Source organism: Ensifer sp. LC11, from assembly GCF_001695835.1.
In the GTDB taxonomy this organism is placed as follows: Bacteria; Pseudomonadota; Alphaproteobacteria; order Rhizobiales; family Rhizobiaceae; genus Ensifer.
In genome coordinates this window covers 56,064-77,760 of record NZ_MBSO01000005.1, presented here as the reverse complement: position 1 = coordinate 77,760, position 21,697 = coordinate 56,064, and the positions used below count along the sequence as shown (strand labels likewise).

The 21,697-nt window shown below is 63.4% G+C and carries 22 protein-coding genes; 3 read left to right on the top strand and 19 right to left on the bottom strand.

Annotated features, from left to right (window positions below; translation table 11 throughout):
- The first annotated feature begins 78 nt into the window (after nucleotides 1–78).
- Together BBX50_RS04095 and BBX50_RS04090 are read left to right on the top strand one after the other, a co-directional pair.
- The gene (locus BBX50_RS04095) at nucleotides 79–1,014 is read left to right on the top strand and encodes a tyrosine recombinase XerC (protein WP_065774042.1); all 936 of its coding nucleotides are present in this window, start codon (nucleotides 79–81) and stop codon (nucleotides 1,012–1,014) included.
- 92 nt (nucleotides 1,015–1,106) lie between these two features.
- Nucleotides 1,107–2,204: a TraB/GumN family protein gene (locus tag BBX50_RS04090; protein WP_065774125.1), complete on the top strand. Its 1,098-nt coding sequence runs from the start codon at nucleotides 1,107–1,109 to the stop codon at nucleotides 2,202–2,204.
- Nucleotides 2,205–2,218: 14 nt separating this feature from the next.
- On the opposite strand, the gene BBX50_RS04085 is transcribed toward BBX50_RS04090, so the two are convergent.
- Nucleotides 2,219–2,686 carry a DUF2867 domain-containing protein gene (locus tag BBX50_RS04085; RefSeq protein WP_065774041.1) on the bottom strand — a complete coding sequence of 156 codons (468 nt, stop codon included), beginning with the start codon at nucleotides 2,684–2,686 and terminating at the stop codon, nucleotides 2,219–2,221.
- 216 nt (nucleotides 2,687–2,902) lie between these two features.
- Between BBX50_RS04085 and BBX50_RS04080 the strand changes: the two genes are divergently transcribed.
- Nucleotides 2,903–3,397, top strand: a complete 495-nt coding sequence (locus BBX50_RS04080) for an acyl-CoA thioesterase (protein ID WP_065774040.1) — start codon at nucleotides 2,903–2,905, stop codon at nucleotides 3,395–3,397.
- Nucleotides 3,398–3,552: 155 nt separating this feature from the next.
- Here the strand turns inward: BBX50_RS04080 and lpdA are convergent, their stop codons facing one another.
- From lpdA to sdhC, 18 genes are all read right to left on the bottom strand, one after another.
- A complete protein-coding gene (gene lpdA / locus BBX50_RS04075) occupies nucleotides 3,553–4,959 on the bottom strand; it encodes a dihydrolipoyl dehydrogenase (RefSeq protein ID WP_065774039.1) in 1,407 nt (468 codons plus the stop codon).
- Between the two features lie 24 nt (nucleotides 4,960–4,983).
- Nucleotides 4,984–5,736, bottom strand: coding sequence for an SDR family oxidoreductase (locus BBX50_RS04070; RefSeq protein ID WP_065774038.1), 753 nt, complete (start codon nucleotides 5,734–5,736; stop codon nucleotides 4,984–4,986).
- The gene (locus BBX50_RS04065; RefSeq protein WP_065774037.1) at nucleotides 5,733–6,233 is read right to left on the bottom strand and encodes a hypothetical protein; all 501 of its coding nucleotides are present in this window, start codon (nucleotides 6,231–6,233) and stop codon (nucleotides 5,733–5,735) included. Before BBX50_RS04065 ends, BBX50_RS04070 begins: the two co-directional genes overlap by 4 nt.
- A gap of 2 nt (nucleotides 6,234–6,235) precedes the next feature.
- Complete coding sequence (locus BBX50_RS04060; RefSeq protein ID WP_065774036.1) at nucleotides 6,236–6,877, bottom strand: LysE family translocator; 642 nt, start codon at nucleotides 6,875–6,877, stop codon at nucleotides 6,236–6,238.
- Nucleotides 6,874–7,299 carry a VOC family protein gene (locus BBX50_RS04055; protein ID WP_065774035.1) on the bottom strand — a complete coding sequence of 142 codons (426 nt, stop codon included), beginning with the start codon at nucleotides 7,297–7,299 and terminating at the stop codon, nucleotides 6,874–6,876. Before BBX50_RS04055 ends, BBX50_RS04060 begins: the two co-directional genes overlap by 4 nt.
- A 35-nt stretch (nucleotides 7,300–7,334) precedes the next feature.
- Nucleotides 7,335–7,751, bottom strand: a complete 417-nt coding sequence (locus BBX50_RS04050; protein ID WP_320410497.1) for an MAPEG family protein — start codon at nucleotides 7,749–7,751, stop codon at nucleotides 7,335–7,337.
- A gap of 149 nt (nucleotides 7,752–7,900) precedes the next feature.
- Nucleotides 7,901–9,139, bottom strand: coding sequence for a 2-oxoglutarate dehydrogenase complex dihydrolipoyllysine-residue succinyltransferase (gene odhB, locus BBX50_RS04045; protein WP_065774034.1), 1,239 nt, complete (start codon nucleotides 9,137–9,139; stop codon nucleotides 7,901–7,903).
- A 56-nt stretch (nucleotides 9,140–9,195) separates the two neighbouring features.
- On the bottom strand, nucleotides 9,196–12,192 hold the full coding sequence (locus tag BBX50_RS04040) for a 2-oxoglutarate dehydrogenase E1 component (protein WP_065774033.1): 2,997 nt from the start codon (nucleotides 12,190–12,192) through the stop codon (nucleotides 9,196–9,198).
- Nucleotides 12,193–12,435: 243 nt separating this feature from the next.
- A complete protein-coding gene (gene sucD, locus BBX50_RS04035; RefSeq protein ID WP_058321727.1) occupies nucleotides 12,436–13,338 on the bottom strand; it encodes a succinate--CoA ligase subunit alpha in 903 nt (300 codons plus the stop codon).
- A 17-nt stretch (nucleotides 13,339–13,355) separates the two neighbouring features.
- Nucleotides 13,356–14,549, bottom strand: coding sequence for an ADP-forming succinate--CoA ligase subunit beta (gene sucC, locus BBX50_RS04030; protein WP_065774032.1), 1,194 nt, complete (start codon nucleotides 14,547–14,549; stop codon nucleotides 13,356–13,358).
- A 112-nt stretch (nucleotides 14,550–14,661) separates the two neighbouring features.
- Nucleotides 14,662–15,627 (bottom strand): malate dehydrogenase, encoded by a 966-nt coding sequence (gene mdh / locus BBX50_RS04025; protein ID WP_065774031.1) that lies wholly within the window; start codon nucleotides 15,625–15,627, stop codon nucleotides 14,662–14,664.
- 183 nt (nucleotides 15,628–15,810) lie between these two features.
- Nucleotides 15,811–16,965 carry a cell division protein ZapE gene (zapE, locus tag BBX50_RS04020; RefSeq protein ID WP_065774030.1) on the bottom strand — a complete coding sequence of 385 codons (1,155 nt, stop codon included), beginning with the start codon at nucleotides 16,963–16,965 and terminating at the stop codon, nucleotides 15,811–15,813.
- A 59-nt stretch (nucleotides 16,966–17,024) separates the two neighbouring features.
- Nucleotides 17,025–17,570, bottom strand: coding sequence for a protease inhibitor Inh/omp19 family protein (locus BBX50_RS04015; RefSeq protein ID WP_065774029.1), 546 nt, complete (start codon nucleotides 17,568–17,570; stop codon nucleotides 17,025–17,027).
- Between the two features lie 297 nt (nucleotides 17,571–17,867).
- Nucleotides 17,868–18,647 carry a succinate dehydrogenase iron-sulfur subunit gene (locus tag BBX50_RS04010; RefSeq protein WP_065374169.1) on the bottom strand — a complete coding sequence of 260 codons (780 nt, stop codon included), beginning with the start codon at nucleotides 18,645–18,647 and terminating at the stop codon, nucleotides 17,868–17,870.
- Nucleotides 18,648–18,656: 9 nt separating this feature from the next.
- Nucleotides 18,657–18,998, bottom strand: coding sequence for a succinate dehydrogenase (locus BBX50_RS04005; RefSeq protein WP_065774028.1), 342 nt, complete (start codon nucleotides 18,996–18,998; stop codon nucleotides 18,657–18,659).
- Nucleotides 18,999–19,000: 2 nt separating this feature from the next.
- A complete protein-coding gene (gene sdhA, locus BBX50_RS04000) occupies nucleotides 19,001–20,842 on the bottom strand; it encodes a succinate dehydrogenase flavoprotein subunit (RefSeq protein WP_065774027.1) in 1,842 nt (613 codons plus the stop codon).
- 7 nt (nucleotides 20,843–20,849) lie between these two features.
- A complete protein-coding gene (gene sdhD / locus BBX50_RS03995) occupies nucleotides 20,850–21,230 on the bottom strand; it encodes a succinate dehydrogenase, hydrophobic membrane anchor protein (protein ID WP_058321723.1) in 381 nt (126 codons plus the stop codon).
- A gap of 18 nt (nucleotides 21,231–21,248) precedes the next feature.
- Nucleotides 21,249–21,641, bottom strand: coding sequence for a succinate dehydrogenase, cytochrome b556 subunit (sdhC, locus tag BBX50_RS03990; protein WP_065774026.1), 393 nt, complete (start codon nucleotides 21,639–21,641; stop codon nucleotides 21,249–21,251).
- Nucleotides 21,642–21,697: the final 56 nt, after the last annotated feature.

Here is a 21,697-nt window from a genome sequence, read left to right as displayed (position 1 = left end):
AGATTCCAAGGGCGCATTAGCAAAAACATAAGATGCCTCAGGGCATTGTCGCCGATGGACAACCTCAGGAAAACGACAATGAACGAGCTCCTCGTCATAGGCCATCCGGAGCTGCTCGCCGAGCGTCAGCGCTGGCTCGACGGGCTGACGCGTGAGCGCCGCCTTTCAGGCAAGACAGTCGAGGCCTATGAGCGCGACACGCGACAATTCCTGACATTCCTCACCGGGCATCTGGCTGGCCCGCCGCGACTTTCCGACATCAAGACTTTGCGGCCGGCCGACCTTCGCGGTTTTCTCGCCCAGCGCCGCAAGGGCGGCGCCGGCGCCCGCACGCTCGGCCGCGGGCTCGCAGGACTGCGCTCCTTCCTGCGCTTTCTCGAGCGCAACGGTCTCGCGAACGCTGCAGGCGCCGCCGCGGTGCGCTCGCCGAAGCAGCCTAAGTCCCTGCCGAAGCCGTTGACCGACCGCGAGGCTTTGGGCGTCGTGACTTCGCAAGCCCAGCTTGCCGAAGAGCCCTGGATTGCCGCGCGCAACGCGGCAGTGCTGACCCTGCTCTATGGCTGCGGCCTGCGCATCTCCGAAGCCCTCGGGCTGACATCTGGCGACTTTGCCGGCGCGCCGACCTCGCTGCGCATTCTCGGCAAGGGCGGCAAGACGCGTATCGTGCCGCTGATTGACGCCGCACGCCAGGCCGTTGCCGCCTATTTGAAGCTCTGCCCCTATCATCCCACCGCCGACGAGCCGCTGTTTCGGGGCGCGCGCGGTGCCACGCTGCAGCCGGCGATCATCCAGCGCGAGATGCAGAAACTGCGCGGCGCGCTCGGCCTGCCTGATTCGGCAACGCCGCATGCGCTGCGCCACTCCTTCGCCACCCATCTGCTCGCCGGTGGCGGCGACCTCAGGACCATTCAGGAACTGCTCGGCCATGCGAGCCTGTCAACGACCCAGGTCTATACCGGCGTTGATTCCGCAAGGCTTCTCGAGATCTATGACCGCGCCCATCCGCGTGCCTGATTTTTGGCGAACCGCTGGATTAACCATGGCTATTAAGGAAGCCGTGACCGGCGCGCGCTTAGAGTCGACCCTCCGATTGTCGGGGAAGAATGATGACCGCCTTTGCGAGACCTGATCGAAACCTGCCGCGCAACCCGCTTGCTTGGCTCGCCGACGGTGCGCTTTGGCTGGCCGCCCTGTTGCATCTTGTTCTTGCCGCTTGCCTTGTCGTTGCCCTCCTCTTCGTTGCCGACGCCGATGCCCAGGAAACCTCCCAAGATGCGGAATGTGGCGGCTCGAACGTGCTCACCGCCCTTGCCAAGTCGGATCCACCAAAATTCGCCGCGCTCGAAGCGGAAGCCGCGGCCGTCCCGAACGGCAAAGGCATCTTCTGGAAGATCGAGAAGGACGGGCTTGCGCCGTCCTGGCTGCTCGGCACCATGCACGTCACCGATCCGCGGGTGCTCGCACTGCCTGCCGAGGCCCCGGCCGCCTTTGAGGCAGCCTCGACGGTCATCGTCGAATCGGACGAGATCATCGACGAGAAGAAGTCAGCCGCCGCGATCCTGATGCGGCCCGACCTCACCATGTTTCCCGACAACAAGACGATCGCCGATTTCCTGAAGCCCGGTGATCGCGAAAAGCTGGAAGCGGGCCTGAAGGCACGCGGCATTCCGCTGACGCTGGTCGCCCGCATGAAACCCTGGATGATCGCGAGCTTCGTCGCGCTGCCCGCCTGCGAAATGACCCGCAAGGCGGCCGGCGCGTCCTTCCTCGACAAGAAGATCGCCGAGGATGCGGTTGGTCGGGGCAAGACGCTGAAAGGCCTGGAATCGCTGGTCGAGCAGCTCTCGGCGATGGACTCGCTGCCGACCGAACTGCATCTGCGCGCCCTCATCGAGACGCTGGCGCTCGGCAAGACGATCGACGACGTCTTCGCAACCATGACAGACCTCTATCTTTCCGGCGACACGGGCATGATCATGCCGATGATGAAAGCCGTATCCGACAAGAGCGCCGAGGATTTCGGCTATGCCGATTTCGAACAGCGCATCATCGTTGATCGCAACAGGACGATGGCGACACGCGCCGAGCCGATCCTGAAAGATGGTGGCGCCTTCATGGCCGTCGGCGCGCTGCACCTGCCGGGTAAGGAAGGCCTCGTCGAACTCTTGCGCACCCAGGGTTTCACCGTCACGCGCGCGAATTAGCTCTGACGCAAGATCTATCGCAAACCACCCATCAAGGTCGGCACGATCATCTTGTGAAACGGCATGACCGCCGCCAAATAGATGCGCCCGAGCGCGTTGTGACGGCGGATCAATGTCGTGACGCCGACGATCTGGTTGACCGCGGATCCCGCCCTGACATCGACGACGATGCGAAAGTCGAGATGCTTGTCGTCGAACCCCAGCACCACCTCGTCGTCGCTCTTTTCCAGCACCGGAAACGCACCGACCAGTCCGAGGCGACCCGGCTTCGGCGCCGCCGACTTCAGACCGATGATCGAGACGACACGGTTGCGCAGGCCCAGCAGGTCCCGGACCCACCGCGGCGAACGGCCAAGCGATAGCTCGGCGGCTTGGGTGGCAGTCAGTCCCTTGCCATCGAGGGCCAGCTCGAAGCGATCCGCCCAGTCGGCATTCGGCAGATGACGGCTCAGCAACGAGACGGGCACGGCTCTCGGTTTCATGTTTCCTCCTGACGCGTCGGTATCATTGATCATGCGCAACGGAAACATGATCGCGCCCTCAGCCGTCGCTGCACAGATCGCCGCTTGTCGCAGCCCTCGGGCCAATCGTCACACCTCGTGCCTTCGCGACAGGCAAGACCACCCTTCCCTTCGCGGCAGCAAGCCCGCATAACTCCGGATAGCCGTCGCAATTCGCATCCAATGAGGAGATGAACCATGGAAACCAGCCATGACCCGCGTGAGCTCGAAATGGTCGTGTTGATGACGCCCGACATGGCGAACTTCAGCGGCAAGGTCCATGGCGGCGCCTTGCTCAATCTTCTGGATCGCGTGGCGTTTTCCTGCGCCTCACGCTATTCGCAGCAATATGCCGTGACACTTTCGGTCGACCAGGTGATTTTCCGCCAGCCGATCCATGTCGGCGAGCTCGTTACCTTCCGAGCCGCCGTCAACAATGCCGGCCGCACCTCGATGGAGATCGGCATCCGGGTCGAGGCGGAGAACATCCGCAGCGGCGAGCGGCGCCACACCAATTCCTGTTACTTCACCATGGTCGCCGTCGACGCGGACGGCAGCCCGACACCCGTTCCTACCCTTGTCACCGACACGGGCGACCGCAAGCGCCGGCAGCGCGCGGCCGAGGCACGGCGCAGCCTGAGGCGCGAGTTCGAGCAGCGCTTCCACGCGGTCAGGTCCGCTTCTGAAGAGTGAGCAATCGCCGGCATCGAACACGCAGCATCCGCGGCGGTTGTGTCAGCGCGCGCTGACGCGCGCATGGCCGGACGAAGGACCCAACGACAGCCGCGCCGGTTCGAAGCTCACGGCTGGAATGAGGGGGCCGCTCGCCGCAGCCCCCTGCAGGTTCATTACATATGGATCGGCTTGAAGAAGGTCGACAGCGCCGCTTCCTTGACCGCTTCCGACATGGTCGGATGCGCATGGCAGGTGCGGCCGAGGTCTTCCGAGGAACCGCCGAATTCCATCAGCACGGCGATCTCGTGGATCATCTCGCCGGCGCCGAAGCCGACGATGTGGCCACCGAGCACGCGGTCGGTTTCCTTGTCAGCCAGGATCTTGACGAAGCCGTCGGTGGCGAGCATCGCGCGCGCACGGCCATTGGCGGTGAACGGGAACTTGCCAACCTTGTAGGCGACGCCTGCGGCCTTCAGTTCTTCCTCGGTCTTGCCGACGGAGGCGACTTCCGGCTGGGTGTAGACGACGCTGGGGATGACGTCGTAGTTGACGTGGCCGGCCTGGCCGGCAAGGATCTCCGCAACCGCCACACCTTCGTCTTCCGCCTTGTGGGCAAGCATCGGGCCACGCACCACATCGCCGATGGCGTAGATGCCGGTAACGCTCGTCTGGTAGTGATGGTCGATCTCGACACGGCCGCGCTGGTCCATGACGACGCCGGCCTTATCGAGGCCAAGGCCGTCGGTATAGGGCTTGCGGCCGGTGGCAATCAGCACGACGTCGGCCTCAAGCGTCTGGGCGTCACCGCCCTTGACCGGCTCGAAGGTCACCTTCGCACCCTTGCCGTCCTTGACGACGCCGGTCACCTTGGCGCCGAGCTTGAACTCCATGTCCTGCTTGGCGAGCATGCGCTGGAACTGCTTGGCAACGTCGCCGTCCATGCCGCCGAGGATCGTATCGAGATATTCGACAACTGTTACCTTGGCGCCGAGACGTGCCCAGACCGAACCGAGCTCGAGGCCGATGACGCCGCCGCCGACGACGATCATGTTGGCCGGCACCTTTTCGAGCGCGATGCCGCCGGTCGAGGAGATGATGACCTTCTCGTCGATGTCGACCTGAACGCCCGGAATGCCGGCAACGTCGGAGCCGGTGGCAATCACGATGTTCTTGGTTTCGAGGATCTGTTCCTCGCCCTTGTCGTTGGTGACGGAGACCTTGCCCTGGCCGAGCACCTTGCCGGTGCCCTGGATTCCGTCGATCTTGTTCTTCTTGAACAGGAACGAAACGCCGTCGACGTTGGCCTTAACCGTCGCGTCCTTGTGGGCCATCATCTTTCCGAGGTTCAGCTTCGGCGCTGCAACCTCGACGCCAAGCGCGTCCACGCCATGGGCGACCTGGTGGAACATCTCGGAGGCATGCAGCAGCGCCTTCGACGGGATGCAGCCGATGTTGAGGCAGGTGCCGCCATAGGTGGCGCGCTTTTCGACGACGGCCACCTTCAGGCCAAGCTGGGCCGCCTTGATGGCGCAGACATAGCCGCCCGGGCCGCTGCCGATAACGATGAGATCATAAGACATTTGACTATCCTTCCTTCAGGGCGGTTACCGCCCGCCGCTGACATTGAGAATTGCTCCCGTCACATAAGTCGCCTTGTCCGACAGGAGGTAGAGGATCGCGTCAGCGACTTCCTCGGCGGTGCCGGGTCGCTGAACGGGAATGGTGGAAGCGAGATCACGGGCCCGGTCCGGCAGGCCGCCGGAGGCATGGATCTCGGTATCGATGACGCCGGGGCGAACAGCGTTGACGCGAATGCCCTCGGCAGCCACCTCACGTGCAAGGCCGATGGTGAAGGTATCGATCGCACCCTTCGAGGCGGCATAGTCGACATATTGCGCCGGCGAGCCAAGCACGGCTGCTGCCGAGGAGAGGTTGACGATGACGCCGCCCCGGTGACCATAACGCGTCGACATGCGGCGGACGGCTTCGGCCGCGCAGCGGATGGAGCCGGTGACGTTGATGCGGAACATTCGCTCCAGCCGCTCGACGGACATCTCGTCGATCCGTGCGGTTGGCCCAACGATGCCGGCATTGTTGACGAGGCCGTCCAGCCGGCCAAAGGCCGCATCGACGGCGGCAAAGATCGCCTGGACATCCGCCTCGGAACCGACGTCGCCCTGAACCGCGACCGCCGAGCCGCCGGCCTTTTCAATCGCGCGGACCACTGCATCGGCCGCCTTGCGGTTCGTTGCGTAGTTGACCGCGACGCGCCAGCCGGCTTTCGCCGCCGCAAGGCAGACCGCCGCGCCAATGCCGCGGCTGCCGCCGGTCACAAGAAGAACGGGACTTGCGCTCATGCGGCGCATCCCTTGAGGGTGAAGGAATCCCAGCTGTCGGCTTCTGCCTTGCCTTTGCCCCAGGCGCTCGATGCTCTGAGAGAGGGTCCGAAGTCGGGCAGCAGCAGCTGCGCCGCCGCCGGCTCACTCTCGGCGGGGATCTCGCTGAGCGCGCCGGCCTTATCGAGCGCATAGACGACACCCTGCCAGACCGTGCAGGCGCGCAGTTCCTCGCCGGTCGCGTCCCCCTCGGGGCAATTGTGCATGATCAGCCCCGTGGCCCGCTCCGGCTCGCCCGCCGGCATCACGACGCCGTCAAGCAGCAGGCCGGGCTTCAGCACGGCCACCTTGAAATGGTTGCTGGTCGCAGCACTTGCCGAGCCGACAGGCTCGAAGCGCAGCTCATAGCCGCCGTCACGATCGCCATAGATCGCGTGCGACTGCTTGCACTCGGCAGCAGCAGCCGGCGCGGCAAGCGCAGCGCAGAAAAGCACGGGGATGAGGCGACGAGCGACCATGATCAGGCAGCCTTCTCCGTTGCGAGTTTGAGGCCGAGCGCGATGAACACCACGCCGCTGGCGCGGTCGATCCACTTGCTGGCGCGGGTGAAGGCGGCGCGCATGCGCGGCGTCGTCATGAACAGGCTGACGCCGACGAACCAGAGGATCAGGCACGAGGCCATGACGAGACCATAGCCGAACTTGACGAGGATCGGCGTGTGCGCGCTGACGACCGTCGAAAAGATCGACAGGAAGAAGAACACCGGCTTGGGGTTGAGCGCATTGGCGGCAAAGCCAAGGCCGAAAGCCTTGGCGGCCGACTGGCCCTTGCCGGGCTCATTGCCCTCCGTGCGCTCGACCTTGATTTCCGTCTGGCCAGCGCGCAGAGCCTTGATGCCGATATAGATCAGGTAAGCGACGCCGCACCATTTGACGATGTTGAAGAGATAGATCGACTGCGAAATGATCAGCCCGAGGCCGAGGATCGTGTAGGTCACATGAAACATCAGCGACGAGCCGATGCCGAAGGACGTGATGATCGCCGGACGGCGGCCATGCACGATCGACTGGCGCATGACCATGGCAAGGTCGGCGCCGGGAGAGACGATAGCAAAGGAAAAGATCGCCATCAGCGATGCGAGTTCGAAGAGATATTGGCTCATGATTGTGCGACCGGTGCGTTGAAGGCCCAGACGTGGCCGAAGGGATCCTGGATACGCGCGTAGCGTGCGTGCCAGAAGGTATCCTGCGGTTCCAGCACTGTCGATGCCCCGGCGGCGACCGCCTTCGCATAGGCCGCATCGACATCGGCGGCCTTCGGCAGGTTGATGTTGATGGCAACGCTCGCACCGCCGACCGTCTTCGGCGAAAGCACGCTCGAGCCGAACTCGGGAAATTCATCGTGCAGCATGATCTCGCCGCCGAAGAGCGACAGATTGGAATGCATCACGCGCTTGCGATCCTCAGCCAGCTGGCAAAAGGTGTGCTGGGCACCGAAGGCCTTCTCGTAGAACGCGATCGCCGCCGTGCCGTCCTTGACGCAGAGATGCACCTGGATCGGCGGAACGTTGGGTTCGAATGCCATGCGACGGTCTCCTCTTGCTTCGTTGGCCAGCAAAGCTAGCCCAAAAGCCGCGCGACCATCAGCAGCAGGGCGATGATCGACACGAACCAGACGATAGTGCGCAGCACGGGAACCCCGGCCACGTAGAGTGCGGTGTAGACCACGCGCGCCAGAAACCAGGTCACCGCGCCGATCGCGCCAAGGCCTCCCGTCTTGCCGGTCACCGCCAGGGCAAGGGCAAGTGCGACAAAGGCCGGATAGGTCTCCAGCATGTTGCGCAGCGACCGCAGCAGGCGGCCGGACACCACGCTCCTGGACGCCCGCTGCTCGTCGCGCGGGCCAAGCAGGTACTTGATGGTGAAATCACCGGAGAGATCGAGCGACAGTGCCTGCACGAGGATGTGCGCGATCAACAGCACGACGCTCCAGCCGAGCACCCAGATTTCAGTCGACGCTGCAGCGGCTTCCATCATCCCTTGCGATCCCAGGAGCGGTTCAGATCGGCATCATCGGTTAGTTACGGCCAGTCCTCGGCGGCGCCGGGTAGTAGAGACAGGCTTCGCCCCATCGATCGAGGCGGCGTCGGCAGGGGCGCACAAAGGCGCGCCCCTGCCTCCAGATATTAGAGGTCGAGGACCAGACGCTCCGGATCCTCAAGGCTTTCCTTGACGCGGACGAGGAAGGTCACGGCCTCCTTGCCGTCGACGATGCGGTGATCGTAGGAGAGTGCGAGGTACATCATCGGGCGGATGACGACCTGGCCGCCGATGGCGACCGGACGGTCCTGGATCTTGTGCATGCCAAGAATGCCGGACTGCGGTGCGTTCAGGATCGGCGAGGACATCAGCGAGCCGTAGACGCCGCCGTTGGAGATCGTGAAGGTGCCGCCCTGCATGTCGGCCATCGACAGCGCGCCATCACGCGCAGCCTTGCCGAGGCGGCCGATGTCCTTCTCGATTTCGGCGATCGACATCTGGTCGGCATCGCGCACGATCGGAACGACAAGACCCTTGTCCGTGCCGACGGCAACGCCGACGTGGCAGTAGTTCTTGTAGATGATGTCGGTGCCATCGATCTCGGCGTTGACGGCCGGGATTTCCTTCAGCGCATGGGTGACGGCCTTGGTGAAGAAGCCCATGAAGCCGAGCTTCACGCCATGCTTCTTCTCGAAGATGTCCTTGTACTTGTTGCGCAGCGACATAACGGCGCTCATGTCCACCTCGTTGTAGGTGGTGAGCATGGCAGCGGTGTTCTGCGCGTCCTTGAGGCGGCGCGCGATCGTCTGGCGCAGGCGGGTCATCTTGACGCGCTCTTCGCGAACGACGTCCTCAGCCGTCGACGGCGCACGGGCCTGGACCTTGGCCGGCTCGGCAGCCGCCGGCGTCGAGATGCCCTTGGCAACGGCTGCAAGCACGTCACCCTTCAGCACCTGGCCGCGCTTGCCGGAACCATCGATCTGGTCGGCCGACAGGTTGTTTTCGGCGAGCAGCTTGCCAGCCGAAGGTGCCGGCGGCATCGACGTCGCGGCAGGAGCAGCAGCAGCGGCCGGGGCAGCCGGAGCGGCGGCAGCCGGCTCGGCCTTCTTCTCAGACGCAGCAGCCGGGGCGGCCGCGGCGCCGGCAGCACCGGCGGCGATCTGGCCGAGCAGCGCGCCGAGACCGACAGTTTCGCCCGCCTGGGCGACGATTTCGGACAGCGTGCCTGCGGCCGGCGCCGGCACTTCGATAGTCACCTTGTCGGTTTCGAGTTCGAGCAGGGGTTCATCGGCCTTGATGGCGTCGCCGACCTTCTTGAACCAGGTGCCGACGGTCGCTTCGCTGACGGATTCACCGAGGGTGGGAACGCGGATTTCTGTTGCCATGATTTTTGTTCCGTTGATCAGATATCTGTTTCTATTGGCTCAGAGCGAGGGGAGCATCAGCCCCCCAGCGCGTCCTCGAGGAAGGCGGCAAGCTGCGCCAGGTGCTTCGACATCAGGCCCGTCGCCGGCGAAGCGGCGGCCGGACGGCCGGTGTAGCGCACGCGCTGATACTTGGCGTCGATATGGGCGAGAACCCATTCGAGATAAGGATCGATGAACGACCAGGCGCCCATGTTCTTCGGCTCTTCCTGGCACCAGACCATCTCCGCGTTGCGGAAGCGGCTGAGCTCGTTGATCAGCGCCTTGGCCGGGAACGGATAGAGCTGTTCGACGCGCAGCAGGTAGATGTCGTCGATGCCGCGCTTTTCGCGTTCTTCGAGCAGGTCGTAATAGACCTTGCCCGAGCAGAGCACGACGCGACGGATCTTGGAGTCCTTCTGCAGCTTGATCGGACCATCCTTGATCACCTCTGCATCGTCCCACAGCAGGCGGTGGAACGAGCTCTCGCCGGCCATTTCCGACAGGCTGGAGACCGCACGCTTGTGGCGCAGCAGCGACTTCGGCGTCATCAGGACCAGCGGCTTGCGGAAGTCGCGCTTCACCTGGCGGCGCAGGATGTGGAAGTAGTTCGCCGGCGTCGTGACGTTGGCGACCTGCATGTTGTCTTCGGCGCAAAGCTGCAGGAAGCGCTCGAGGCGGGCGGACGAGTGCTCCGGACCCTGGCCCTCATAGCCGTGCGGCAACAGGCAGACGAGACCCGACATGCGCAGCCACTTGCGTTCGCCCGACGAGATGAACTGGTCGAAAACGACCTGCGCACCGTTGGCGAAGTCGCCGAACTGGGCTTCCCAGAGCGTCAGCGCGTTCGGGCGGGCAAGCGAGTAACCGTACTCGAAGCCCAGAACCGCTTCTTCGGAAAGCATCGAGTTGATGACCTCGTAGCGGGCCTGGGTCGGAGACAGGTTCGCAAGTGGAATGTAGCGCTCTTCGGTCTGCTGATCGTAGAGCACCGAGTGGCGCTGCGAGAAGGTGCCGCGTTCGCAGTCCTGGCCCGAAAGACGGATCTTGGTACCTTCGGTGACCAGCGTGCCGAAAGCGAGCGCCTCGGCCATCGCCCAGTCGACGCCTTCGCCGGTCTGGATCATCGCGGCGCGGTTTTCCATGAAACGCTGGATCGTGCGGTGCGCGTTGAAGCCTGCCGGGATCTCCGAGATCTTGCGACCGACTTCCTTGAGCTGCTTCATCGGCACCGAGGTCTTGCCGCGGCGCTGTTCGTCCTGGTTGTCGGCCGAGCGCAGGCCCGACCAGACACCGTCGAGCCAGTCGGCCTTGTTCGGCTTGTAGGACTGGCCGGCCTCGAACTCCTGCTCGAGATGGGCGCGCCAGTCGGCCCTCATCTTTTCGACTTCGCCATCGGACATCAGGCCTTCGGCGATCAACCGGTCCGAATAGAGCTGGACGACGGTCTTGTGGCCACGGATGACCTTGTACATCTTCGGCTGGGTGAACGCAGGCTCGTCGCCTTCGTTGTGGCCGAAGCGGCGGTAGCAGAACATGTCGATGACGACAGGCTTGTGGAACTTCATCCGGAATTCGGTCGCGATCTTCGCCGCATAGACGACGCCTTCCGGATCGTCGCCGTTGACGTGGAAGATCGGCGCTTCGATCATCTTGGCGACGTCGGACGGATAGGGCGACGAACGCGAGAAGGCCGGATTGGTGGTAAAGCCGATCTGGTTGTTGATGATGAAGTGCACGGTGCCGGCGACGCGGTGACCGCGCAGGCCGGACAGGCCGAGGATTTCAGCAATCACGCCCTGGCCGGCGAAGGCCGCATCGCCATGCAGCAGGAGCGGCATGACCTTCGAGCGCTCGCGCAGCGGGATGATGTCGCCTTCAAAGACGGTCGCCATCTGGTCCTGCTTGGCGCGGGCCTTGCCCATGACAACCGGGTTGACGATTTCGAGGTGCGACGGGTTCGCCGTCAGCGACAGGTGAACCTTGTTGCCGTCGAACTCGCGGTCGGAGGAAGCGCCGAGATGGTACTTGACGTCGCCCGAACCTTCGACGTCGTCAGGCGCGTAGGAGCCGCCCTTGAACTCGTGGAAGATGGCGCGATGGGGCTTGGCCATGACCTGGGAGAGCACGTTCAGGCGGCCGCGGTGGGCCATGCCGAGAACGATTTCCTTGAGGCCTTCCTGGCCGCCGCGCTTGATGATCTGCTCGAGCGCCGGGATCAGCGATTCGCCGCCATCGAGGCCGAAACGCTTGGTGCCCTTGTACTTGACGTCGATGAACTGCTCGAAGCCTTCCGACTCGATCAGCTTCTGCAGAATGGCCTTCTTGCCTTCCGGGGTGAATTCGACGCCCTTGTCCGGGCCTTCGATGCGTTCCTGGATCCAGGCCTTTTCGTCCGGGTTGGACATGTGCATGAACTCGACGCCGATCGTCGAGCAGTAGGTGCGCTCGAGGATTTCGACCATTTCGCGGATGGACGCGTATTCGAGGCCGAGCACGTTGTCGATGAAGATCTTGCGGTCGAGATCCTTGTCCTCAAAACCGTAGTTCGAGGGCGAAAGCTCGTTGTAGTCCTCCACCGGAGCGGCAAGGCCGAGCGGGTCGAGCTTGGCATGCAGGTGGCCACGGGCGCGGTAGGCGCGGATCATCATGATGGCGCGCACGGAATCGCGCGTCGCCTGATGGATGTCGGCAGCGCTCGCGACAGTGCCAGTGGCAGCGGCGGCTTCCTCAGCCTTCGCCTTGACCTTCTTTTCGATGACCTTTTCGACCGTACCCCAGTCGCCGTCAAGCGCCGACACGAGCTCGCCATTGGCCTGGATAGGCCAGTTGTTCTTTTTCCAGGAGGCGCCCTTGGCTGCCTTCACGACATCTTCCGGCCGGTCGGCGAGCGCCTTGAAGAAGGCCTGCCATTCGGCCGACACGGACGCCGGGTCCGTCTCATAGCGTGCGTGGAGCTGCTCGATATAGGCGGCGTTGGCGCCGTCCAGAAAGGATGTGAGCTGGAATTGCTCGTTGGCCTCTTGCCTTGTCATGGTTTCACGCGGACAGCTCGTCCGCCTCCTGACTGAAGTTGGGTTGCCGGGTATCCCGGTCGTTCATGTTCGTTCGGCGCGCTTGGCGCCTTGCCTTTCCTACGGCGTCGCGCATCGAGGGACGCGCCGGGCTCGCCGTGGCACTCAGTTTGCCGCGTATCCTGATCTCGCATCAGCCAAGGAAACACGCGGGCTGCAGGCTGCCCGGGCCGGATCGCTCCGGCCCGGGCAGAAGTCTTGAGATCAGCCCTTCAGGACTTCGACCAGCGTCTTGCCGAGGCGGGCCGGCGACGGCGACACGCGGATGCCTGCCTGCTCCATCGCTGCGATCTTGGATTCCGCATCGCCCTTGCCGCCGGAAACGACGGCGCCGGCGTGACCCATGGTGCGGCCCTTCGGCGCGGTACGGCCGGCGATGAAGCCGGCCATCGGCTTCTTGCGGCCCTTCTTGGCCTCGTCGATGAGGAACTGCGCCGCATCCTCTTCGGCCGAACCGCCGATTTCGCCGATCATGATGATCGAGGTCGTGGCCTCGTCCGCCAGGAACATCTCGAGCACGTCGATGAACTCGGTGCCCTTGACCGGGTCGCCGCCGATGCCGACGGCCGTCGTCTGGCCGAGGCCTTCGTTGGAGGTCTGGAACACGGCTTCATAGGTGAGCGTGCCGGAACGCGAGACGATGCCGACCGAACCCTTGCGGAAGATCGAGCCCGGCATGATGCCGATCTTGCATTCTTCCGGCGTCAGGATACCGGGGCAGTTCGGGCCGAGCAGGCGCGACTTGGAGCGGTCGAGACGGGCCTTGACGCGCACCATGTCGGCAACCGGGATGCCTTCGGTAATGCAGGTGATGAACGGGATTTCCGCGTCGATCGCTTCGATGATCGCGTCTGCGGCACCTGCCGGCGGAACATAGATCACGGATGCGTCCGCACCGGTCTTTTCACGGCCTTCGGCAACCGATGCGAAGATCGGCAGGGTTTCGCCCTTGGAGCCGGTCCAGGTTTCGCCGCCCTTCTTCGGGTGAATGCCGCCGACCATCTGTGTGCCGTAATAGGCAAGCGCCTGTTCGGTATGGAAGGTGCCGGTCTTGCCGGTCAGGCCCTGAACGAGGACCTTGGTGTTCTTGTTAACGAGAATCGACATGAGGTCTGGTCCTTCAGTTAGCCGTTGATCGCGGCGACGATCTTCTTGGCAGCGTCATCCAGATCGTCGGCGGCGGTGATCGCCAGGCCGGATTCGTTCAGGATCTTCTTGCCAAGCTCGACATTCGTGCCTTCGAGACGAACGACCAGCGGAACCTTGAGGCCGACTTCCTGCACGGCCGCAACGACACCTTCAGCAATGACATCGCACTTCATGATGCCGCCGAAGATGTTGACGAGGATGCCCTCGACCTTTGGGTCAGCCGTGATGATCTTGAAGGCTGCCGCGACCTTCTCCTTGCCGGCGCCGCCGCCGACGTCACAGAAGTTCGCCGGCTCCTTGCCGTAGAGCTTGATGATGTCCATCGTCGCCATGGCAAGGCCGGCGCCGTTGACCATGCAGCCGATGTTGCCGTCGAGCGCCACATAGGCGAGGTCCCACTTGGAGGCCTCGATTTCCTTGGCGTCTTCTTCGGTTTCGTCGCGCAGTGCCTTGATGTCGTCGTGGCGGAAGAGCGCGTTGCCGTCGAACGAGACCTTGGCATCGAGAACGCGCACGCGGCCGTTCTTCATGACGATCAGCGGGTTGATCTCGAGCAGGCTCATGTCCTTCTCGACAAAAGCCTTGTAGAGGATCGGGAAGAGCTTTTCGGCGTCAGCCTTGGCTTCGCCTTCGAGCTTCAGGGCCGAGGTGAGCTTGGCGAGATCAGCGGCGGTGACGCCAGCTTCCGGGTTGATCGCGACGTTGACGATCTTTTCCGGCGTGTCGTGCGCAACAGCCTCGATGTCCATGCCGCCTTCGGTCGAAACGACGAAGGCGACCTGGCCGACCGAGCGGTCGACGAGCAGCGACAGATAAAGTTCGCGCTCGATGTCGGCGCCGTCCTCGATGTAGAGGCGGTTCACCTGTTTGCCGGCAGGGCCAGTCTGCGCGGTGACGAGCGTATTGCCGAGCATGTCCTTGGCATGAGCCTTGGCTTCATCGATCGAGAAGGCAAGACGAACGCCGCCCTTGGCGTCGGCGCTGAGTTCCTTGAACTTGCCCTTGCCGCGACCGCCGGCATGGATCTGGCTCTTGACGACATAGAGCGGGCCCGGGAGCGTCTTGGCTGCAGCTTCAGCCTCGTCGGCCGTGAAGATCGCGACACCTTCCGCGACGGGTGCGCCATAGCTCTTCAAGAGAGCCTTGGCCTGATATTCATGAATGTTCATGGTGGTTTTCCTGTCTGGAGCATTGTGCGGGCAGGTGAGGCACCTACCCGCACCAATGCGGCAAAAACAAAGAGGCTGGGCGGATACGGAGCGTCCGCTCAGCGGGACGCGATTACTGCTTCAGGCTCGGCGCAATGCCGATGCAGGCTTCGCAAAGACCGGCGACCGAAGCGACCGACTTGTCGAACGCTTCCTTCTCGGCCTTGTTGAGGTCGATCTCGATGATACGCTCGACGCCGCCGGCGCCGATAACGGTCGGAACGCCGACATACATGTCCTTGACGCCGTACTGGCCGGTCAGGTGAGCGGCGCAGGGGAGCACGCGCTTCTTGTCCTTGAGGTAGGCTTCCGCCATCTCGATCGCCGAAGCGGCCGGGGCGTAGTAGGCCGAGCCGGTCTTCAGGAGGCCGACGATTTCGGCGCCGCCGTCACGGGTGCGCTGGATGATTTCCTCGAGGCGCTCCTTGGTGACCCAGCCCATCTGAACGAGATCGGTCAGAGGAATGCCGGCAACGGTCGAGTAGCGGGCGAGCGGCACCATGGTGTCGCCGTGACCGCCGAGAACGAAGGCCGTGACGTCCTGGACCGATACGTTGAATTCCTGGGAGAGGAACAGGCGGAAGCGCGCGCTGTCGAGAACGCCGGCCATGCCGACGACCTTGTTCTTCGGCAGGCCCGAGAACTTCTGCAGCGCCCAGACCATGGCGTCGAGCGGGTTGGTGATGCAGATGACGAAGGCGTTCGGAGCGTATTTCTTGATGCCGGCGCCGACCTGTTCCATGACCTTGAGATTGATGCCGAGCAGATCGTCGCGGCTCATGCCGGGCTTGCGTGCGACACCGGCGGTGACGATGCAGACGTCGGCACCTTCGATGGCGGCGTAGTCGCTGGCACCCGTCAGGTTCACGTCAAAGCCTTCGACCGGCGAGGACTGGCCGATGTCGAGGCCCTTGCCCTGCGGGATGCCGTCGGCGATGTCGAAGAGGACGATGTCGCCCAGTTCCTTCAGGCCGGCGAGATGCGCCAGCGTGCCACCAATCATCCCTGAACCGATAAGTGCGATCTTGTTGCGAGCCATGAAACTGCTTCCTTTGTGATCCCAATATGATCGAGGCCTGAAGCGCGGCAAACGCCAAACCTTCGCCGCAAGGCATTAAACGGCAATCGTTAAAATATCAATCGATACTTTTTGATGAAGGAATTTCAATCGGTTAGATCATAAAACTCTTACGTAAACGTAAGAATTTCCGTCACAACTGCGTTACAAAACAGCACTGTTGGCGGGGTGCGCAGCGGCATATTCCTCACTTTGCATCTCGATCAGCCGTGAGACCGTACGGTCGAACTCGAAGCCTTCCGTGCCCTTCTTCTGGGTCAGCAGATCCTGCGGCGCGGCCGCTGCCGAGGCGAACAGCCGGGCACCGTTGTCATAGAGCGTGTCGACCAGAAGAATGAAGCGCTTGGTTTCGTTGCGCATATGTGGCCCGAGGTGCGGGACGTGATCGACGAAGATGGTCGAATAGCGCTCGAGAATGGCCAGGTAGTCTGCAGCACCCAGCGGGTGCTGGCAGAGGTCGGCGAAACTGAAGCGGGCACTCTTGCCGGAGGCAGCCGGCACAGGGATCTTTCGGCCCTTGCGCGGCACCTCGGCCGGGGCGATGGGTGCATTGCGGGTCTCGCTCGTCCACGCCCGCGCCATCGCGGCATCGGCCTCCGGACCAAGCGGCGAGAGCCACACCGGACTGCCGTCGGTCTTCGTCAGCCGGTAATCCGTATCCGTATCCAGCGAAATGACCTCGGCATTCGCCTTGAGCAGATCGATGAAGGGCAGGAACAACCCGCGATTGAGACCGTCACGATAGAGATCGCCAGGCGCAACGTTGGACGTCGCAATAAGCACGCAGCCCTTGGCGAAAAGTTCGCCGAACAACCGCCCGAGGATCATCGCATCGGCGATGTCGGTGACCGAGAATTCGTCGAAGCAGAGCAACCGCGCCTCGCCGAAGAGTTCCGAGGCGACGGGCGGGATCGGGTCGGCCTGCTTCGTCTCGCCGTTCTTGAGCTTCTGGCGGTGCTTGTAGATGCGCTCGTGCACATCGGCCATGAATTCATGAAAGTGTGCGCGGCGCTTGCGCTGGATCGGCACCGTGTCGAAGAACAGATCCATCAGCATCGTCTTGCCGCGCCCGACGCCGCCGTAGATGTAGAGCCCCTTGACCGGGGGGTGATCTTTCTTGCGCGAGGCAAACAGCCAGCCGAGCGCATTGGTCTTGCGCGATGGGCGGCTGGCGAGCAGCTCCGCCGAAAGATGGTCGAAACGCCGGGCAATCGTAAACTGCGCCGGGTCGCGTTTGCGCTCGCCGCTCGCAACGAGCGCTTCGAGCTTGCGGTAGATACTGTCGTCAGGATTGAGCACGTCTCACCCGAGATGGGCCGGAAAACAAAAGCCCGGCGCGAGACCGGGCTGGATAAGCGTCAGCGGCTGAGGCTGACCGGCTGGCCGCCATTGGTCGAACCATCGAACCGGGCGTCGGCCGTCTTGTAGAGTCGGGCGATCGCATTGCCGCTGCGATCCTTGAGGACCACCTGCTTGCCGGCCACTTCCCAGGAGCCCATGGTCGTCAGCTCGCCGGCGCAGCCACGGGTGCCGCCGCGCGAACCGGAACCGAGATTGGTCAGCGTCAGGAACATGTCGCACGAGCTGCCGGCGCTCGATACACGCCAGTTGCCAACCATTGATTCCTTGGTGACATCAAGGCCACCACCTGCAGCGGCAACCTGCGTGCCGGGCTGCTGAACAGCGCCACCGGCAACCGCCGTACCGCTCGCCGGTGCAGCCGGGAATTGCGAAGTGTTGCCGCTCGGCGCCGGAAGCTGGTTCGACGAAACCGAGGGAACCGGTGCGGCCTGAATCGGAGCGGGTGATGCATCCTGGGAACCGAAACCGCCCATCGATGTCCGCTGGCATCCGGTCAGCGCAAGCACAACTGCCAGCCCCGCCGCCGCGTGAATTACCCGCATATCCCTACTCCTGTTCGTGTCGCGAACCATGATGCAACGCGATAATATAGGCCGAAATACAGCAAATCCACCTGACAAATCAAGGGACGACGATTCCTGCCGACCTGTTGCAGGATTGAAACGTCCGGCCGCCCGGTACATTCGCTGCGCGTCTCCTGGCGAAAGCTCGGTGACACCCATCCCCATTTCGCCCCCCACAATCAAGGATTGATCCGGCGTCAATGCGGCCGTCTCGTGGCGCACAACGCAAAACGGCGGGCCCTGCCCGCCGTTCCCAAATCGAATCCTGCCGGTCGATCAGACGCGGCGCTCGACCAGCATCTTCTTGATCTCGCCGATGGCCTTGGCCGGGTTCAGACCCTTCGGACAGGCCTGGGCGCAGTTCATGATCGTGTGGCAGCGGTAGAGACGGAAGGGATCCTCGAGATTGTCGAGACGCTCGCCGGTCGCTTCGTCTCTGGAGTCGATCAGCCAGCGATAGGCCTGCAGCAGAACCGCCGGACCGAGGTATCGGTCGCCGTTCCACCAATAGCTCGGACAGGAGGTCGAGCAGCAGGCGCACAGGATGCACTCGTAGAGGCCGTCGAGCTTCAGACGGTCCTCGTGGCTCTGCTTCCATTCCTTGGCCGGCGTCGGCGACACCGTCTTCAGCCACGGCTCGATCGAACGGTGCTGGGCGTAGAAATTGGTGAGGTCCGGGACCAGGTCCTTGACGACCGGCATGTGCGGCAGCGGATAGACCTTCACCGCGCCCTTCACCTCGTCCATGCCCTTGGTGCAGGCGAGCGTGTTGGTACCGTCGATGTTCATCGCGCAGGAGCCGCAGATGCCTTCGCGGCAGGAGCGGCGCAAGGTCAGCGTCGGGTCGATCTTGTTCTTGATGTAGAGCAAACCGTCGAGCACCATCGGGCCGCAATCGTCGACATCGATATAGAAGGTATCGATGCGCGGATTGGCGCCGTCATCCGGGTTCCAGCGATAGATGCGGTATTCGCGAACGTTGGTCGCGCCCTGCGGCTTCGGCCAGACCTTGCCTTCCGTCATCTGCGAATTCTTGGGGAGAGCGAGTTCAACCATGATAAAATCCTAGTTTGCCGACAGGAATTCCGTTTTCACGAAACCCTTGCAACCACCGAAAGCCGCGTTGCTCGCGCGCACATAGGCGACCGATCCCTCGCGCTTTATGACTTCGGCCTTGGTACCCGGCCGAACAATGCATTCCAAATTCGGCGACATGAACTGATTGCCGATCGCGAGCGACGAACGCGCGCCGCGGGCGGTCTTGGCCGTCTTCCAGACGCCGACCTCGTTGCTCGTCGCAGCGCCCACACCACCGGGAGCGCGCAGCTCGTACCGCTCGGCTGCCATGACGGGCAAGGCGACCAGCAAGCTGCCGACGATAAGAGTGAAGCCGAAACGTTTTCTCATCGTCAGTACACGCGGGCCTTGGGCTCGATCTTCTTGGGATCGATGCCTTCGGCGATCAGGTCGGTATGAACGGGGCGGTAGTCGAGCTTGACGTCGCCGGCCTCGTTGACCCAGGCGAGCGTGTGCTTGCGCCAGTTGACGTCGTCGCGGCCGCCGAGCGGACCTTCGGTGAAGTCCTCGCGGGCGTGCGAGCCACGGCTCTCCTTGCGCGCTTCGGCGCCGTAGATCGTCGTGATGGCGTTGGCCATGAGGTTTTCGAGTTCCAGCGTCTCGACGAGGTCCGAGTTCCAGATCATCGAGCGGTCGGTGACCTTGATGTCCGGCAGTTCCTTCCAGATCGCCGAGATGCGCTTGCAGCCCGATTCCAGCGATTCCTGGGTGCGGAACACGGCGGCGTCTTCCTGCATGGCGCGCTGCATCTTTTCGCGCAGCACCGCCGTCGGCGTGCCGCCATTGGCGTTCCGCAGGCGGTCGAAGCGGTCCATGATGCGGTCGCAGGCAGCCTTGTTGAGCTCCGGCACCGCCGCGTTACGGTCGATTACCTGGCCGGCGCGGATGGCTGCGGCGCGGCCGAAGACCACGAGGTCGATCAGCGAGTTGGAGCCGAGGCGGTTGGCACCGTGCACCGAGGCACAGCCGGCTTCACCGACCGCCATCAGGCCGGGTGCGATGCGCTCCGGGTTCTGGGCGTCGGCGTTCAGCACTTCGCCCCAGTAGTTGGTCGGCACGCCGCCCATGTTGTAGTGCACCGTCGGCAGAACCGGGATCGGCTCGCGCGTCACGTCGACGCCGGCAAAGATCTTCGCCGATTCCGAGATACCCGGCAGGCGTTCGTGCAGAACCGCCGGATCCAGGTGGTCGAGGTGCAGGAAGATGTGGTCCTTGTTCTTGCCGACGCCGCGGCCTTCGCGGATTTCCATCGTCATGCAGCGCGAGACGACGTCGCGCGAGGCAAGGTCCTTGGCCGACGGCGCGTAACGCTCCATGAAGCGCTCGCCCTCGGAGTTGACGAGATAACCGCCTTCGCCACGCGCACCTTCGGTGATCAGGCAGCCCGCGCCGTAAATGCCGGTCGGGTGGAACTGGACGAACTCCATGTCCTGCAGCGGCAGGCCGGCGCGCGCGATCATGCCGCCGCCGTCGCCGGTGCAGGTGTGCGCCGAGGTCGCCGAGAAGTAAGCGCGGCCGTAGCCGCCGGTCGCCAGCACCACCATCTTGGCGGAGAAGCGATGGATCGTGCCGTCGTCGAGGTTCCAGGCAACCACGCCGGTGCAGCGGCCGTCATCCGCCATGATCAGGTCGAGCGCGAAATACTCGATGAAGAACTCGGCGTTGTTCCTGAGCGACTGGCCGTAGAGCGTGTGCAGGATGGCGTGGCCGGTACGGTCGGCCGCCGCACAGGTGCGCTGCACCGGCGGGCCTTCGCCGTAGTTCTGCATGTGGCCGCCGAACGGCCGCTGGTAGATCTTGCCTTCGGCATTGCGCGAGAAGGGCACGCCATAGTGCTCGAGCTCATAGACCGCCTTCGGCGCCTCCATGGCAAGATACTGCATGGCATCGACGTCGCCGAGCCAGTCGGAACCCTTGACGGTGTCGTAGAGGTGCCACTGCCAGCTGTCGGGCGTCATGTTCTGCAGCGAGGCGGCGATACCGCCCTGCGCAGCGACCGTGTGCGAGCGGGTCGGGAAGACCTTGGTGATGCAGGCGGTCTTCAAGCCCTGCTCGGCCATGCCGAGGGTCGCGCGCAAGCCCGCGCCGCCGGCGCCGACGACGACGACGTCGAAGGCATGGTCGACATATTGGTAGGCCTTGCCGTTTGCAGCGGGTGAACTGTTCGATGCCATGGCGAAATTACCCTGCAAAAGCGATCTTCAGGATGGCGAAGAGACAGAGCCCGCCAACCGCGATCGTGAAAAATGTGTTGAGCATGAGAAGCACGATCTTCATGCCTTCGCCATGCACGTAGTCTTCGATGATCACCTGCATGCCGAGCCGCATATGGATGAGGCCCGAGAGCACGACGAGCGCCATGACGACGGCGACGAAGGGGTTCGCGAGTGCGGCGACGACATCCGCGTGAGGCGCGCCGGCGTAGCGAACGAGGAAGATGACGAAGAAGATCAAGAGCGGAACGTTGGCAACGGCCGTCAGGCGCTGGCGCCAGAAATGATCGGTGCCTTCCTTGGCCGAGCCAAGACCACGAACCTTGCCGAGAGGCGTGCGCATATCCATCAGTGTTCTTCCTCCCAGTTAGCGGACGAGATAGCCGACCACCCAGATCAGCAGCGTCAGCGCCACCGAACAGACGATCGTCGCCTTGGCCACTTTGGTGGCGAAGTGCTTCTCGTAGCCATAGCCGAGATCCCACATGAAGTGGCGCAGACCACCGAGCATGTGGTGCACCAGTGCCCAGGTATAACCGAACAGCACCAGCTTGCCGATCCACGTGCCGAACAGCCAGCTGACCCAGTCATAATAGGCCGCACCCGATGCCGCGGCGATCAGCCACCAGGCGACGAGAATGGTGCCGAAGTAAAGCGCGCCGCCGGTGATGCGGTGCACAATGGACATCACCATTGTCGGGATCGGCTTATAGATTTGAAGATGCGGCGACAGCGGCCGGCTTCTTGTGACATCCGTCATCGGAACCTCACGGAAATGCCCGGGTTTACGCCCAGAAAGTGGACGATTTTAGTCCG

Coding starts and splice junctions, on each gene's coding strand:
- BBX50_RS04095 (WP_065774042.1), top strand. CDS start 79: ATGAACGAGCTCCTCGTCATAGGCCATCCGGAGCTGCTCGCCGAGCGT.
- BBX50_RS04090 (WP_065774125.1), top strand. CDS start 1,107: ATGACCGCCTTTGCGAGACCTGATCGAAACCTGCCGCGCAACCCGCTT.
- BBX50_RS04085 (WP_065774041.1), bottom strand. CDS start 2,686: ATGAAACCGAGAGCCGTGCCCGTCTCGTTGCTGAGCCGTCATCTGCCG.
- BBX50_RS04080 (WP_065774040.1), top strand. CDS start 2,903: ATGGAAACCAGCCATGACCCGCGTGAGCTCGAAATGGTCGTGTTGATG.
- lpdA (WP_065774039.1), bottom strand. CDS start 4,959: ATGTCTTATGATCTCATCGTTATCGGCAGCGGCCCGGGCGGCTATGTC.
- BBX50_RS04070 (WP_065774038.1), bottom strand. CDS start 5,736: ATGAGCGCAAGTCCCGTTCTTCTTGTGACCGGCGGCAGCCGCGGCATT.
- BBX50_RS04065 (WP_065774037.1), bottom strand. CDS start 6,233: ATGGTCGCTCGTCGCCTCATCCCCGTGCTTTTCTGCGCTGCGCTTGCC.
- BBX50_RS04060 (WP_065774036.1), bottom strand. CDS start 6,877: ATGAGCCAATATCTCTTCGAACTCGCATCGCTGATGGCGATCTTTTCC.
- BBX50_RS04055 (WP_065774035.1), bottom strand. CDS start 7,299: ATGGCATTCGAACCCAACGTTCCGCCGATCCAGGTGCATCTCTGCGTC.
- BBX50_RS04050 (WP_320410497.1), bottom strand. CDS start 7,751: ATGATGGAAGCCGCTGCAGCGTCGACTGAAATCTGGGTGCTCGGCTGG.
- odhB (WP_065774034.1), bottom strand. CDS start 9,139: ATGGCAACAGAAATCCGCGTTCCCACCCTCGGTGAATCCGTCAGCGAA.
- BBX50_RS04040 (WP_065774033.1), bottom strand. CDS start 12,192: ATGACAAGGCAAGAGGCCAACGAGCAATTCCAGCTCACATCCTTTCTG.
- sucD (WP_058321727.1), bottom strand. CDS start 13,338: ATGTCGATTCTCGTTAACAAGAACACCAAGGTCCTCGTTCAGGGCCTG.
- sucC (WP_065774032.1), bottom strand. CDS start 14,549: ATGAACATTCATGAATATCAGGCCAAGGCTCTCTTGAAGAGCTATGGC.
- mdh (WP_065774031.1), bottom strand. CDS start 15,627: ATGGCTCGCAACAAGATCGCACTTATCGGTTCAGGGATGATTGGTGGC.
- BBX50_RS04015 (WP_065774029.1), bottom strand. CDS start 17,570: ATGCGGGTAATTCACGCGGCGGCGGGGCTGGCAGTTGTGCTTGCGCTG.
- BBX50_RS04010 (WP_065374169.1), bottom strand. CDS start 18,647: ATGGTTGAACTCGCTCTCCCCAAGAATTCGCAGATGACGGAAGGCAAG.
- BBX50_RS04005 (WP_065774028.1), bottom strand. CDS start 18,998: ATGAGAAAACGTTTCGGCTTCACTCTTATCGTCGGCAGCTTGCTGGTC.
- sdhA (WP_065774027.1), bottom strand. CDS start 20,842: ATGGCATCGAACAGTTCACCCGCTGCAAACGGCAAGGCCTACCAATAT.
- sdhD (WP_058321723.1), bottom strand. CDS start 21,230: ATGGATATGCGCACGCCTCTCGGCAAGGTTCGTGGTCTTGGCTCGGCC.
- sdhC (WP_065774026.1), bottom strand. CDS start 21,641: ATGACGGATGTCACAAGAAGCCGGCCGCTGTCGCCGCATCTTCAAATC.